Here is a 14,795-nt window from a genome sequence, read left to right as displayed (position 1 = left end):
TAAGCTATGCGACTGAGTAGCATCAAACTGGCCGGCTTTAAATCTTTCGTAGAGCCAACCAAGATCCCGTTTCCTGACCAGATGACATGTGTGGTTGGGCCAAACGGCTGCGGTAAGTCTAATGTTATTGATGCAGTTCGCTGGGTACTGGGAGAAAGCTCCGCGAAAAACCTCCGTGGCGATGCCATGACGGACGTTATTTTTAACGGTTCGACCAAACGTAAACCTATCTCGCAAGCTTCTGTAGAACTGATTTTTGATAATACTCAAGGCCGGTTGCCCGGCACGTTTGCAGATCGTAACCAAATTGCCATTAAGCGCTTAGTGACGCGAGATGGCCAATCTCTTTATTTTTTAAATGGTAGTAAGTGCCGTAAGCGCGATATCACGGATATCTTTTTAGGTACTGGCCTAGGTCCTCGCAGTTACGCAATTATCGAGCAAGGGATGATCTCTCGCTTGATCGAAAGTAAGCCGCAAGAGTTAAGAGTTTTTTTAGAAGAAGCCGCCGGAATTTCAAAATATAAAGAGCGTCGACGAGAAACTCAAACTCGCATCAAGAGTACTCGCGAAAACATGGAGCGTTTGCTCGATGTTAGGCAAGAGCTACAGAGTCAGCTAGATAAACTGGCACTTCAAGCACAACAGGCGAGCGAATATAAGTCTTTAAAGTCGCAAGAACGTGACTTAAAGTCGTGGATAGCAATTTTAAAGTGGCAAAGCCTTGAGCAAAAGCAGGCAATAAAAGCCAAAGAAATTGCCAAACTCAACGAAAAATTAGCATTTTTTAATGAAGCTCACAGTGGCCATGACAGCATTTTGGCGACGCTAGAACATGAAATTAAGCATTTCAATGATGGCTATGAGCAAGCACAACATAGCGTGCACCGAATTGAAACCCAGTTGGCAACGCTTGAGCAACAGAAAGTCAATCTAACTGAAAAAAAGCGTCAGCTTATTGAGCAGTCCCAAATACTGAAATCACAACAGCAAGAAGTGATTGAGGCGCAAGACGAGCAAGCCGAGTATGTGGCGAGCAGTGCTGAAAAAGTCGCTGAAGTTTCTGAGCGACTTGAGATTGCGCTATTGCAATTGGAAGAAATTCAACTCACAAATGAGCAAAGTGACACAGAGCAAACTCAATTAGAAGCACAGTATAGTGACGCGCAGAAGCAGTATCAACAAATACATGCTCAGGTACAGCAAGGGGCAAGCCAATTAGCGCAACAACAGCAAGCTAAACTGCACATAGATAAGCGTCAGGCTGAGTTGCAGGAACAGGCTGACGCGCATCACGCATCTATGTTGGAAAATGACTTGGCTAAAGCTCAGGATGCACATCATCAGTTAGTTCAAGCGATGGCTAAATTACAAAGCCAAGCTGGTAAGTTGCAAGATCAAGAGAAAACCAATAAAGAAGAAATCTTACAGGCACAGACTCATGCTCAAAAAGCGCTTCAGGCGTTACAAGAAGTGCAATCTGAAATAAAGGCGTTATCACGCTGGGCAGAGGAAACGTCGGAGACTTCTGCTACGACTATGTTATCGCAGCTTGTTGTTGAGTCTGGGTATGAAGAGTGCGTGGAGGCGGCACTGCTTGGGTTGACGCATTTAGTCGTTGAGCAACGCGAAATGAATACGCTATGGCCCACTGAACTCGAAGTTCCCGCTGATTCCGTTGCGACAAAAATAAGCTCAGGGCTGTTCCCCAGCTTTTTAACGAAAATAAAATTATGTGCTGAATCTACAGACTTTAAATCGTGTGAACAATTCCTTCTCGGCGTGACGGTCGGTGGCATTATTGTGGGAGATAACTTTAAGGCCAAGACGAAAAGCAATGAAGAGAGTGGCGCGTTAAAACGCTATGCCCAATTGCAGTCATGTCATACTCAACTTCCTCATTTGCAACAACTCGCAGAAGAGGCTGAACAGGTTGTAGCACAAAAGCGTATTGCTCTTGAAGACACGCAAGTTGGTTTATTAGAAATACAGCAATGTGTTCACGAAAAGGCCCAAGCAATCGCCAGCCATAAAACCAAAGTTGAAATGCTGGATGAGAATCTGAGCGCTTGGCGTGAGCAAGGACAGAAAATTCAGGAACAGCTTGATGTCATTGCTCAAGAACGAGGCGAGGTCATCGAACAACTTGAGCTTTATACTGAACAGCAATTACAACGTGATGAGCTGCTAGCGCAAGCACAACAAACACAACAGCTGGCCGAGGCTAAGTTGACCGAGTTCAAGCAATATAGTCAATCTCGACGGGCCGCATTACAAGAAGCGCAGCAATTAGTTCATACCACTAAACTTGCGTCGCAGCAGGCAGAAAGTGAACTACAGCTCAGCAATTCTAAGTTGGAACACTTGCAACATCGTCGCGATGAAATAAACCAGCGCATCGAGCAAACACAAGAAGATATTTTGCTTTGTGAAGAGCCGCTCGCGGAGGCACATGAAGACATTGAATTATTGCTCGCCCAACATCTAGAAGCTAAGGCGCAAAAGCAAACGATGTTGGATACGCTCAACCAAGCCAAGGAAAACCTTTCCCAAAAACAAGCGGCATTAAAAGATGCACAAGGCGAAGTGAGTAAACTCAATGAGTCTTTGCAACAAGTGAAACTTGAAGAGCAAAGCTTGATGATAAAGGCGCAAGCGGTACTTGAACCTTTGCAGGAGCTTGGTCGGACGCTAAAAGCGGAACTGGCGGAATTACCTGAAGACGCAAACTTGGGCCAGTATCAAGCCAATTTGAGTCGAGTCAGTAATGATCTTGGTAAGTTAGGGGCTGTAAACTTAGCCGCAATTGAAGAGTTTGAAGAAGCGAAGGTACGTAAAACCTATTTAGATACACAGCTGGATGATCTCACTAATGCGTTAGAAACGTTAGAAGCGGTGATCAGAAAAATTGATAAAGAGACCAAAACCCGCTTTAGTGCCACCTTTAATCAAGTGAATGAAGATTTAGCTGAGTTGTTTCCTAAAGTGTTTGGTGGAGGGAATGCATATCTAGAATTGACTAGCGATGACCTGTTAGAAAGTGGTGTTTCTATCATGGCAAGGCCGCCTGGTAAGAAAAACTCGACAATTCATCTGTTAAGTGGTGGAGAAAAAGCGCTGACCGCATTATCATTGGTGTTTTCAATATTCAGGCTTAATCCAGCCCCATTCTGTATGCTGGATGAAGTAGATGCACCGCTTGATGACGCAAACGTAGGGCGATTCTGTCGTTTGGTTGAAGAAATGTCGCAAACAGTGCAATTTATTTATATCAGTCATAACAAGGTCGCTATGGAAATGGCGGGTAGACTGACGGGGGTAACCATGGCAGAACCCGGGGTGTCGCGCATGGTTGCCGTAGATATAGAACAAGCGGTGCAAATGGCACAGGCATAACAACAAAAAAGGTGAGCAATGGCCACAGAGTTAAGATGGGCATTAATCGTGATCAGTGCGTTGGTCATAGGCGGGTTACTCATACATGGACTTTGGTCTGTTCGTAAGAAGAGCAGCGATAAAGCTTCTAAAAAGGAGCCCAATGAACTCAAAGAGCAAACGCCGAATCACGATAAAGAGCCTGACGAACCTGAAATTGGAGAGATGACCTTTAGTGCGGTAGATGACGAGCCTGCGACTGAGGGCATTATAACGACGGAAGAGTCTGAAACTGAGGTGCAAACTGAGAGCAGTGGATCTGAAGAGGCTGAGCCTGAAGAGAGTACATTAGAGCCACAAGACTTTATTATTCTTCACGTTGATATGCCTGAAGGCCTGAAAATGGCAGGTTCAAGGTTGTTACCAACCGTGTTAAGCCTTGGATTTAAATATTCTGATGAGGGCTTCTTCAATCGCCATTTAGAGCCGTCCGGAAACGGTCCTGTGTTATTTAGATTGGTAAACATGTACAACCCAGGTACGTTTGATATCGATAACATGGAGCAATTTAGCACCGCTGGCATTAGCCTATTTATGACCTTACCTTGTGAAGGCGATAACTTGGCTGCATTTAATATGCTTCACAGTGCATCGAAAAAACTAGCTGAAGAGTTTGGCGCAACTGTACTTGATAAAGACCGCGAACCGTTAACGGTTGAAGCCGTGCGCGGTTATGTTGAAAAAGTGCGTGAATTCGCCGCTTAATCGCTACTTAGAATCATTTTTAAGCCACTGGCATCCGCTGGTGGCTTTTTACGTTTAGAGGTTTAAATGTCAGACAACATTGAAAGCCAAGTTGCTGCTCTGAGGCAGCAACTCGAAGATTACAATTACCAATATTATGTTTTAGATAACCCAAGTGTGCCTGATGCGGAATATGATCGTGTGATGCGCCAGTTGATGGCGCTTGAGCAGCAGCATCCTGAGTTACAAAGTCCTGATTCCCCATCACAGAAAGTGGGTGGTGAAGCGCTTAGCAAGTTTGAGCAAGTAACACACAGAGTACCTATGTTGTCGCTCGATAATGCCTTCGACGAGAGTGAATTTACGGCATTTAATCGCCGTTTAAAAGAGCGCCTATTGACAAGTAAAGATGTTACTTTTTGCTGTGAACCAAAGCTCGATGGCTTGGCGGTGTCTATTTTGTATCGTGATGGTGTGCTCGTTCAAGCGGCGACAAGGGGAGACGGTCAAGTTGGGGAAAACATCACTGAGAACGTCAAAACCATTCGCAATATTCCGCTGAAACTGCGTGGAGAACATATTCCGCATGAAGTAGAAGTGCGTGGTGAAGTCTTTATGGATACCGCGGGTTTCATTAAGCTAAATGAAACGGCGCAAGCGAAAGGTGATAAGACCTTTGCAAACCCAAGGAATGCGGCAGCGGGAAGTCTGCGCCAATTAGACTCAAAAATTACCGCTAAGCGTCCATTGATGTTTTATGCTTATTCTATGGGTTTAGTTGAAGGCGGTGATCTGGCCAACGAGCACTATGCGCAGCTACAGCAATTACAAGGTTGGGGCTTGCCAATGAGCCCTGAGACAAAGCTTGTCGATAATGCACAGCAAGCTTTGGCTTATTATCAAGATATCATGACGCGCCGTGCTGAGCTTCCCTATGAAATTGATGGCGTAGTGATCAAAGTGAATGATAAAGCGCAGCAAGAGCAGCTTGGTTTTGTTGCTCGTGCGCCGCGCTGGGCGATTGCATTTAAGTTCCCTGCACAAGAAGAGATCACTCAGCTGCTTGATGTTGAGTTTCAGGTCGGTCGTACTGGGGCGATCACGCCCGTCGCACGCTTAGAGCCTGTTTTTGTTGGTGGTGTTACGGTATCGAATGCCACGCTTCATAATGGTGATGAAATTGCGCGTTTAGGTGTAAAGATTGGTGATACCGTTATTGTACGCCGAGCTGGGGATGTGATCCCTCAGGTAACTCAGGTCGTGTTAGATAGGCGTCCAGATGATGCCAAAGAGATTGAGTTCCCAGATACTTGTCCGGTGTGTGATTCTCATGTTGAACGCGTTGAAGGAGAAGCGGTTGCGCGTTGTACTGGCGGTTTAGTGTGCCGTGCACAACGTAAAGAAGCAATTAAGCACTTTGCATCGAGAAAGGCCCTCGACATAGATGGCCTTGGCGACAAAATAGTTGAGCAGTTAGTTGAGCGCGAGCTAATCAAAACCCCTGCCGATCTGTTTATCTTAAGACAAGGGCATTTTGAGTCTCTTGAACGTATGGGACCTAAGTCTGCTAAAAACTTGGTTGCGGCACTTGAAGAAGCAAAGCAAACAACGTTAGCCAAATTTTTGTATTCGCTTGGGATCAGAGAAGTCGGTGAAGCGACAGCACAAAACTTGGCAAATCACTTCCTGACGCTTGAAAAAGTGATGGCCGCCTCCATTGATACTCTACAGCAAGTAAGTGATGTTGGTGTTGTTGTTGCGCAGCACATTCATAGCTTTTTTGCCGAGCAGCACAATCAAGAGGTGGTAACTGCATTGATTGAAGTGGGTGTAACTTGGCAAGATGTGGCAGCACCGTCAGAGGATGCACAGCCTTTAGCAGGGCTAACTTATGTGTTGACTGGAACCTTGAGCCAACTGAACCGCAGCGATGCTAAAGCGAGATTGCAAGCGCTTGGCGCTAAGGTCGCGGGTAGTGTGTCGAAAAATACGGATGCAGTTTATGCCGGCGAAAAAGCAGGCTCTAAGCTCACTAAGGCACAAGAGCTAGGTGTTGAGGTGTTCGATGAAGAGGCGCTGATCGCACTGTTAAACAAATACGAGTAGTAAAATGAAATCAGTAACACGATACGGCCCTGAATACTGGGATAAATATGGCGTTTATCGTACGCCAATCGCTTTTAATTTAGCGCTGGTTGTGTTGCTCCGCCCGTTGCTTATTTGGGTGTTTTCCGCACTTGCGAGACGCCCTGACTTGGATTTGATGTCGCTATTTTTTGAGTCTAAGTTTCACTTTTTTGTCGCGACAGGGATCGCTTGTATCGCGCTCATACCAACCGTTGTGTTTTCTCTTCGGCGGCCAACAAGCTCTTCAAAGCTCGCAGCCGTCTGGCGTTATATGCGTTTGCCACTTATATTAACAGCAGTACTCGATTTGGCGTGGTTGATCCTGCAAGCTGGGAAAACCCATTATAGTTTTTCTCCTTATATTGCCGTACAAATTGTATTGGTGAGTTGGGTACTTTTATATTTAATTAAAAGTCGCTATCTAAGCTGCTTTTTTGGCGATTGGCCACTTCCTGTTGAAGAGCAAAAGACAGAAGTAAACAAGAGAGAGAATTGAGATGTTAAAGTGGTTAGATATACTAAACTTTGCCAGAAATGGTAATCCTGTTGCTCCTCGCAGAGTTGATAAATCGGACCAGCAATGGCAATCAGAGCTTGCTCCAGAAACTTACATGATCACTCGGAAAAAGGGGACCGAGCGACCGTTTAGTTCACAAAGTTGTCAGCTTTTTGAACCTGGTAAATACTACTGCGTATGCTGTGGCGAGCTGTTATTCGATGCCGAAGAAAAGTTTGATAGTGGCTCTGGTTGGCCCTCGTTTACACAGCCTGCAGCAGTGGAAGTGGTGGCGTATCATGGCGATAAGAGCCATGGAATGACGCGCATCGAAATCACTTGTAACGTGTGTGATAGCCACTTAGGTCACGTATTCCCTGATGGCCCTGAACCAAGTGGACTGCGTTATTGTGTTAATGCCCTTGCAATGGAAAAGAAATAGCTCAATTGCGATAAAACAAGTGATTACTCAAAGTCGAGTTTCATTTCATGTAGTTTAGCTTTGAGTTTACCGTAGCGGATCTGCTGTTCACTATCCAACTCAGACTGATTTAGCAAGGTAGTACAACGCTTTGCTAAATTGGAATTAAAAGTACTTCCTGACTTAGCACAACTATCACTCATACATTGCAGTAAATTTAGCGCTATTCCTGAGTTTTTAGGCATAATTCTAAATGCTTGAGTGAATGCCTCCAAAGCGGTTTCATATTGTCCTTTGTTAAACTGTGTGACCGCATGATTATTGAGCTCTCTTGGGCCCATGGTGATCTCTTTTTTCTCTTGCTGCTGCTGATATAGATAGTGCATTGTGATGGGATCTGCGCTTGAGTTATGGCGTTCACAGTGTGCAATAACTTGACTAAATAGCTCCTGAGCTTTGTGGTTTAATCCCACCTCATGTAGTGCTTTTGCTTTGTCTAAAGTGGAATCTACCGAGCGAATAACGGGTTCATCTTCTAACTGTTCTAGCAGTTGTTTCGCTTTTTTATGCTCATCTTTTAGATAATGGACGCGGGCGTTGAGGACATCGATTTGCGCTTGAGTTTGCGCGTTTGGAAATTGCTGTTTTAAATCACTCAGGTATTGTTGCGTTTGCCTTGTGAGACGAGTGACTTGGTCTGATTGATCGGTACTCAAGGCAAAGTCTATTCCTGCTCGTGCGGCGTTCAAATACACTTCTGGTTTGTCATGGATCGAGTAGCGCGCGAAACTTGCGATATCTTTATGCGCTTTATAGCTGGCTTCATAGTCGTGATTAATTTGCGCAACTCGACCAAGTGACTGTTGCCTATTTATGTTTCTGGGTGCCATCTCAATTGCTTGCTCTAACAATTGTTGGGCATTCTCATATTGGTTTAGTTTTATTTCGAGTTTGCTTAATAAATCGAGCGCAGGAAGACGAGTTTCCGGTCGCTCTATTAAGGTTTTCAACATCTTCTGAGCAATAACATCTTCATTGTTGGTAATAAGCGCCTCGACCAAGCCTAGCTTTGCCCATGTAAACTTTTGCAGAGCCAAAACCGACTTGTAAAAAGACTTTGCTTCTTCTAATTGATTGAGTCTGAGTAGAAGTTCTCCTTTTAGCTTTAGGAGTAGGGAAGTGTAGTTATGATCTTTGTTGTCTAGTTCTAGATCTAGCGCTTTTAAGGCCTTTGAATAGTTCTTATCGTCTACAAGCAAGTTTATATGCCTTAAAGCCTGTTTACGCTTTAAAACTCGTTCTATACGGTTTTGTAGTTCTTTTATTGAAAAGGGCTTAACTAAAAAGTCATCGGGTTGGAGTTCGATAATACTATGGACTAACTCGGGGCTAGTTTCAGAAGAAATAAAAATAAAAGCGGTACTTGAGCGAATTAACTGTTTGGACCGTAACTCTTCATAAAATTGATAGCCATTTTGCTTTTTTGCTAAACCAAAAGAGCATACGATGAGATCAAACTTATTGATAGTGCAAAGCTCTTTTGCACTGTCTGCACTTTCTGCAAATTTTAAATTTCTGAAATCTAACTGTTCTAAAGATTGTTTCATATAGCTCAATGCTAATGGTTGATCTTCAACGATTAACATTTTGGCATTTTGAATAGATGGAGCTGACATAGAAACAATTTTTAGACAATGGCTTTGCTTCTAGTCTAGTACTTAGGTGTAGTTTTGAAAACAAAAATTAACTCATTTTTAGTAGGTTAGTCTATTTAGCTTGTCCCAACTATTTACTGAGGTTAGTGTCAAAATAGTTAAGGGTATAACCAAAATTTGGGAGGCTGAGTAGAGTATCTAATTAGTTAGTAAATGAGAAAAACGAGGTTGTTTCTATGGACTTTATGGCAGGTTTAAGTTTATTCAGTTTGATGTGCTGTTTGAGTATGTGATAAGTAATAACGACTGTACGGAAAGTGAAGTGGTGTAATGGATTTAAAGCTGTGACTTTAGCCTTAGTGCGATGTTTTGCATAGACCACTCTATCTAGAAAATAAAGTGGTGGGTTGTACTGGACTTGAACCAGTGACCCTCGCCTTGTAAGGGCGATGCTCTCCCAACTGAGCTAACAACCCGAATTGTGTTTCAATTTATACTCTTGAATAGAGTTATGGTGGGTTGTACTCGACTTAAACCAGTGACCCTTGCCTTGAACAGGCTTAGTGCGATGCTTTGCATCGACCACTCCATCTAATAAAGGATAAAGTGGTGGGTTGTACTGGACTTGAACCAGTGACCCTCGCCTTGTAAGGGCGATGCTCTCCCAACTGAGCTAACAACCCAAATTGTGTTTCAATTTATACTCTTGAATAGAGTTATGGTGGGTTGTACTGGACTTGAACCAGTGACCCTCGCCTTGTAAGGGCGATGCTCTCCCAACTGAGCTAACAACCCAAATTGTGTTTCAATTTATACTCTTGAATAGAGTTATGGTGGGTTGTACTGGACTTGAACCAGTGACCCTCGCCTTGTAAGGGCGATGCTCTCCCAACTGAGCTAACAACCCAAATTGTGTTTCAATTTATACTCTTGAACAGAGTTATGGTGGGTTGTACTGGACTTGAACCAGTGACCCTCGCCTTGTAAGGGCGATGCTCTCCCAACTGAGCTAACAACCCAAATTGTGTTTCAATTTATACTCTTGAATAGAGTTTAATGTCCAATTCTAATCTAAGAGTAGAAGTGGTGGGTTGTACTGGACTTGAACCAGTGACCCTCGCCTTGTAAGGGCGATGCTCTCCCAACTGAGCTAACAACCCAAATTGTATTACAACGTCTGCCGTTGTGGGGCGGTATTATAGGTTTAGTTTGAAAAGAGTCAACACTTAACTTTAAAAAACTATACTGTGTGATGTTTTTATGCTCAATGCTTTAAGCTCTTCATTATAGAAGAGGTGAGGGGCCTTATATTTTTGGTCCAAGAATCATCTTATTTTGGGGGAAAGTAAGTTGCTGTGCTTTGCATGTTATAGCGAAAAATTAAGCAGGGTTGGATACCATGCGGAATAAGAAAAGAGCCGTAAATCACTCTGGCCTAATTGGATTTAAAACAAAAAGGCAGAGGTTCGGTAACTATGCGTTTTAAATTGTGTAATAAATAATCCAATTCAAGGTGTTAGGCTTGCAAAGGGAAGTGGTTTGGTTATATTCTACGCTTCTTGATTTAAAATGAATCAGTTAGAAAAAACTTTCATAAAAGTTGTTGACTTTATTTTTGCTCCTGCATAGAATGCGCCCCGCACTCAGCGATACAGGCTAGCAGTTCAGGTCTGACTATTATGGGGCTATAGCTCAGCTGGGAGAGCGCTTGCATGGCATGCAAGAGGTCGACGGTTCGATCCCGTCTAGCTCCACCAATTTATCGTTAGTGCATATGTCCTAGTACATAATTCAAATGGCAACGCCTCGAGTGCGAAGTTGTTTGATATTGTGTCCCCTTCGTCTAGAGGCCTAGGACACCGCCCTTTCACGGCGGTAACAGGGGTTCGAATCCCCTAGGGGACGCCACTTACTTTGGTAAGTAACTCGGTTAGCAAGAGAATAAACCGCTAAATAAAGTCCTAGTGACACAGAAATAGCAAGTCTGTGATTTGCAAAAAATTCTGCGTCCCCTTCGTCTAGAGGCCTAGGACACCGCCCTTTCACGGCGGTAACAGGGGTTCGAATCCCCTAGGGGACGCCACTTACTTTAGTAAGTAACTCGGTTAGCAAGAGTATAAACCGCTAAATCAAGTCCTAGTGACACAGAAATAGCAAGTCTGTGATTTGCAAAAAATTCTGCGTCCCCTTCGTCTAGAGGCCTAGGACACCGCCCTTTCACGGCGGTAACAGGGGTTCGAATCCCCTAGGGGACGCCACTTACTTTGATAAGTAACTCGGTTAGCAAGAGTATAAACCGCTAAATCAAGTCCTAGTGACACAGAAATAGCAAGTCTTTGATTTGCAAAAAATTCTGCGTCCCCTTCGTCTAGAGGCCTAGGACACCGCCCTTTCACGGCGGTAACAGGGGTTCGAATCCCCTAGGGGACGCCACTTACTTTGATAAGTAACTCGGTTAGCAAGAGTATAAACCGCTAAATCAAGTCCTAGTGACACAGAAATAGCAAGTCTGTGATTTGCAAAAAATTCTGCGTCCCCTTCGTCTAGAGGCCTAGGACACCGCCCTTTCACGGCGGTAACAGGGGTTCGAATCCCCTAGGGGACGCCACTTACATTAGTAAGTAACTCGGTTAGCAAGAGTATAAACCGCTAAATCAAGTCCTAGTGACACAGAAATAGCAAGTCTGTGATTTGCAAAAAAAATTCTGCGTCCCCTTCGTCTAGAGGCCTAGGACACCGCCCTTTCACGGCGGTAACAGGGGTTCGAATCCCCTAGGGGACGCCACTTACTTTCCATCTTCTATTCTAATCATATTCATATTGCCTTTCTTAGTTGTTTAAGTTAAGAACTCTGCTAGCTTTTATATTAACTTTCTGTTGTTCGTTAAGCATTCATACCAATTTGTCTTAGTACTTGATCCTTCAAAATAGCACACTTAATTGTGTAAATTGGTATCAAATCATATTTCACTATGATCTCAATCAGTCTTTTGGTGAAATCTCTTACGGTTTTTAAGAAAGTAATAATTTATTATCTATTGCCCTTTTTAATTATTGCCCTTTTTAATCGAGAGCGAGCTATGACAAAAGGTAGAACTGATTACACAGGAAAAGAGAATGATTATCCAAGTTCTTACAATCTACTTTCAACGACAAACGTAAAAGGTCAGATAAAGTATGCGAATTCGCAGTTTTGTGAAGTTGCAGGGTTTTCACTTAGCGAGTTAGAGGGGAAGCCTCACAATATCGTTAGGCATCCAACAATGCCTAAAGCCGCTTTCAAGAACCTATGGGATTATATTGAAGCGGGTAAACCTTGGATGGGAATGGTTAAAAACCGCTGCAAGAATGGTGATCACTATTGGGTTAATGCTTTTGTCACTCCTATTAAAGATGCATCCGGTAAGATTGTCGAATATCAATCAGTGAGGACAAAGCCAAGCCGGGAAGTTGTCAACCGTGCAGAGAGCATCTATGCCGATTTAAATAATGGTGTTTCACCAAGTAAATTTACTCGAGCCTCTTGGTCCTTATCAGCTCAAATGATGGCAATAATAATTGTTTTCTATGCCTTAACCATGTTGATCTCAGCTTTATCATCACCTTGGAATTACCTCGCTGAAACTCTACTTACTCTTGCTGTTTTATTTATTACTTATTCTCGCCTTGCTCCAGTGCGGTCGCTCAGCGAAAAAGCAAAAAAAGTATACGATAACCCTCTGATGCAAAAAGTGTATCTCAATAAGGTTAATGATGTTGCATCTATAGAGCTTGCTTTACTCGCTAGAGAATCCGAGCTTCGGGCTGTGCTTGGGCGTGTTAAAGATGCTAGTGCCACCGTTTCAGAATACGCAACCAAAACGATGCAAGAATGCAAAACGAGTTCTGATATTTTAAATCGACAGCAAGCGCAAACCGGCTCCTTAGCAACAGCAATTAATCAGATGTCTGTTTCGATTGGTGAAATAGCCTCTAATACTAACAATGCAGCGCAGCAATCCGAAGCGGCGCTTGAATCCGTTGTGAGAGGCAACAAAGCCGTTGATGACAATATGGAGAATAATTATGCTTTATCGGAAGAGCTATCTCGCACTCAAAAAGACATAGAAGATCTTAATGCGCAAACGGTTAACATCGAAGGGGTTGTTGATGTGATCCGTGGGATCTCCGAGCAAACCAACTTACTCGCTTTAAATGCTGCTATCGAGGCTGCACGTGCAGGGGAACAAGGCAGAGGGTTTGCGGTTGTTGCTGATGAGGTAAGGGCGCTTGCGCAAAGGACACAAGATTCGACAACCGAGATTAATGGTATTATTGCCGATCTGAGGCAACGAGCAGAGAGGGCAGTTACTGCAATTCAAAGTGGAGTAGAGCGTTCTTCTGAATGTGTAGTAAAGGCAGAAGGCACTAAAGTGAGCCTTGAAACGATCAACACAATAGTAAATGAAATATCAGGTTTGAACTATCAAATTGCGACATCGACAGAAGAGATGTCGAGTGTTTCTAATGAGCTAAACGCAAATGCAGTGACAATTTCAGGCCTTGCGGATGAGTCTATGAAAAGTGCGCGCAAGACGCATGAAACGATGAAAAATACAGAGCAGGCTTTAGAAAAGCAAGAAGTGCTCGTCGAGCAGTTTATTCGCAAATTAAACCGTGCCCACCGTTGAGTGGATAACTTACGGTAATACAGCACTTACTTCGTTGTGTATGGGAGGAGATTAATCAGAGCTATCTAGCTCTGATTAATAATAGTAGTCAACGGAGTGGCTCTAATACCAATTGCTATAATTAAACGTTGTAGCCGTCTTCAACCCCTTTCACGGCATAAGCTACAGCATCATGGGCGTGAAGGGATTCGTAATGGTTGATTTTAACGTAGAAATCTAAATAAGTTTGCTGGTTTAGCAATGCTTTTAACTTCCTCGCTGCATCTTCACAAAACATTAGGTTTTGGCCGTTAAGGCGCGCAAATTCTTGTTCATCTTCTCGTTTTACTGCGGCTTGAACAGGAGTTTTTAACTCGTTTTCAACCAATTCGATCAGATCTAAAATCTCAAACTCACTACTATTATCTGTGAGCTTAACTTTTATATTTGCAATCGAGCGCTGAGAGTGGGGGGTTGCAACGATCCCTTCTGTGCTACCTAGCCAGTCATGCACACTATGGAAATCTAATTGTTTACCATCAAAAGCTTGTTGGAAAGCGTTTTGGATCAGTTGACGAGACAGTGCAGCTGAACAGGGGCAAGTAGACGAGTAAGCAACGTCAAGCGCCAGTTCTAGCTTGTAAATACCGTTTATCAACGTCGCATCAAGGGTAATTGGGTATGATTTCCATCCCATTTTTTTACTTAAAAGCGAAGGGCGTCTGATAGGCAATTCAAACTGTAGTGTTACTTTTGCACCTGTACTTAAGTCGTTATGCGTACTTAAAAAGTTATCTAACAACTGTTTTAGAGTTTTTGGTGTAAGTATTTGCTCACAAGAAAGCGTGTCAAGAGCAAGAAAGAGGCGTGACATGTGAATGCCTTTTGCGTCTTCTTTTTGCAAATTAACAAAAGCATCGGCTTTGGCTGTAACAGTAACTTGATTTAGGCCTTTGCTTTCTAATACTAAAGGCAACTCTATGTTACCCATGCCTACCCAGTCTAAAGTTCCCGTTTGTAACGCACTAGCACTGTGTGCAATGTCTGGCATGTTATTTTGCATCGACGTTCTCTTTTCTCACGACTTAAAAAACGGGCATATTACACGAAATCAGATTAAGTTGGGATGGTGAGCTTAAATCTATCCGCACTAAATTAGATGATTTGTGCATTTAGTGATACAGAGTCTCATTTCTGTTATCTATCATTCTGCTTTGCGTACATGAAATTGACTGAATGATCTGACCCTGCAATTTCTATACTCGCTTATTACTAGGGCTTTTGTATAATATTTACTTTGAGGGCTTGAAAAGCAATTCAGTCAGGCT

The 14,795-nt window shown here is 43.3% G+C and carries 8 protein-coding genes and 13 tRNA genes; 13 read left to right on the top strand and 8 right to left on the bottom strand.

Annotated elements, in window-relative coordinates; translation table 11 throughout:
- Positions 1-6: 6 nt before the first annotated feature.
- From QSH61_RS15565 to msrB, 5 genes are all read left to right on the top strand, one after another.
- Positions 7-3,396 carry an AAA family ATPase gene (locus QSH61_RS15565; protein ID WP_206473056.1) on the top strand — a complete coding sequence of 1,130 codons (3,390 nt, stop codon included), beginning with the start codon at positions 7-9 and terminating at the stop codon, positions 3,394-3,396.
- Between the two features lie 18 nt (positions 3,397-3,414).
- Positions 3,415-4,140: a cell division protein ZipA gene (gene zipA, locus QSH61_RS15560; protein ID WP_174169728.1), complete on the top strand. Its 726-nt coding sequence runs from the start codon at positions 3,415-3,417 to the stop codon at positions 4,138-4,140.
- 66 nt (positions 4,141-4,206) lie between these two features.
- Complete coding sequence (ligA, locus tag QSH61_RS15555) at positions 4,207-6,225, top strand: NAD-dependent DNA ligase LigA (protein ID WP_206473054.1); 2,019 nt, start codon at positions 4,207-4,209, stop codon at positions 6,223-6,225.
- 4 nt (positions 6,226-6,229) lie between these two features.
- Positions 6,230-6,742: a DUF2919 domain-containing protein gene (locus QSH61_RS15550; RefSeq protein ID WP_206473052.1), complete on the top strand. Its 513-nt coding sequence runs from the start codon at positions 6,230-6,232 to the stop codon at positions 6,740-6,742.
- A 1-nt stretch (position 6,743) separates the two neighbouring features.
- Positions 6,744-7,184, top strand: a complete 441-nt coding sequence (gene msrB / locus QSH61_RS15545; protein ID WP_174169730.1) for a peptide-methionine (R)-S-oxide reductase MsrB — start codon at positions 6,744-6,746, stop codon at positions 7,182-7,184.
- 23 nt (positions 7,185-7,207) lie between these two features.
- Here the strand turns inward: msrB and QSH61_RS15540 are convergent, their stop codons facing one another.
- From QSH61_RS15540 to QSH61_RS15510, 7 genes are all read right to left on the bottom strand, one after another.
- Positions 7,208-8,839, bottom strand: a complete 1,632-nt coding sequence (locus QSH61_RS15540; RefSeq protein WP_010607591.1) for a response regulator — start codon at positions 8,837-8,839, stop codon at positions 7,208-7,210.
- A 379-nt stretch (positions 8,840-9,218) separates the two neighbouring features.
- Positions 9,219-9,294: transfer RNA gene (locus QSH61_RS15535), tRNA-Val, on the bottom strand.
- Between the two features lie 131 nt (positions 9,295-9,425).
- Positions 9,426-9,501 (bottom strand) — tRNA-Val (locus QSH61_RS15530).
- Positions 9,502-9,537: 36 nt separating this feature from the next.
- Positions 9,538-9,613 (bottom strand) — tRNA-Val (locus tag QSH61_RS15525).
- Between the two features lie 36 nt (positions 9,614-9,649).
- Positions 9,650-9,725, bottom strand: a tRNA-Val gene (locus QSH61_RS15520).
- 36 nt (positions 9,726-9,761) lie between these two features.
- Positions 9,762-9,837 (bottom strand) — tRNA-Val (locus QSH61_RS15515).
- A gap of 65 nt (positions 9,838-9,902) precedes the next feature.
- A tRNA-Val gene (locus QSH61_RS15510) sits at positions 9,903-9,978 on the bottom strand.
- Between the two features lie 521 nt (positions 9,979-10,499).
- Here QSH61_RS15510 and QSH61_RS15505 point away from each other — a divergent pair.
- The 8 genes from QSH61_RS15505 (at position 10,500) to QSH61_RS15470 (ending at position 13,488) form a co-directional block, all read left to right on the top strand.
- Positions 10,500-10,575: transfer RNA gene (locus QSH61_RS15505), tRNA-Ala, on the top strand.
- Between the two features lie 75 nt (positions 10,576-10,650).
- A tRNA-Glu gene (locus QSH61_RS15500) sits at positions 10,651-10,726 on the top strand.
- A 99-nt stretch (positions 10,727-10,825) separates the two neighbouring features.
- A tRNA-Glu gene (locus QSH61_RS15495) sits at positions 10,826-10,901 on the top strand.
- A 99-nt stretch (positions 10,902-11,000) separates the two neighbouring features.
- Positions 11,001-11,076 (top strand) — tRNA-Glu (locus QSH61_RS15490).
- A gap of 99 nt (positions 11,077-11,175) precedes the next feature.
- A tRNA-Glu gene (locus QSH61_RS15485) sits at positions 11,176-11,251 on the top strand.
- Positions 11,252-11,350: 99 nt separating this feature from the next.
- Positions 11,351-11,426 (top strand) — tRNA-Glu (locus QSH61_RS15480).
- Between the two features lie 101 nt (positions 11,427-11,527).
- Positions 11,528-11,603 (top strand) — tRNA-Glu (locus QSH61_RS15475).
- A 295-nt stretch (positions 11,604-11,898) separates the two neighbouring features.
- Positions 11,899-13,488 carry a methyl-accepting chemotaxis protein gene (locus tag QSH61_RS15470; RefSeq protein WP_206472112.1) on the top strand — a complete coding sequence of 530 codons (1,590 nt, stop codon included), beginning with the start codon at positions 11,899-11,901 and terminating at the stop codon, positions 13,486-13,488.
- A gap of 121 nt (positions 13,489-13,609) precedes the next feature.
- On the opposite strand, the gene folE2 is transcribed toward QSH61_RS15470, so the two are convergent.
- The gene (folE2, locus tag QSH61_RS15465) at positions 13,610-14,530 is read right to left on the bottom strand and encodes a GTP cyclohydrolase FolE2 (RefSeq protein WP_102057492.1); all 921 of its coding nucleotides are present in this window, start codon (positions 14,528-14,530) and stop codon (positions 13,610-13,612) included.
- Positions 14,531-14,795: the final 265 nt, after the last annotated feature.

This window comes from Pseudoalteromonas sp. JC3 (assembly GCF_030291895.1).
Lineage (GTDB): Bacteria > Pseudomonadota > Gammaproteobacteria > Enterobacterales > Alteromonadaceae > Pseudoalteromonas.
Note: the sequence above shows the minus strand (reverse complement) of the source record. Positions and strands in the feature narration are given on the sequence as shown.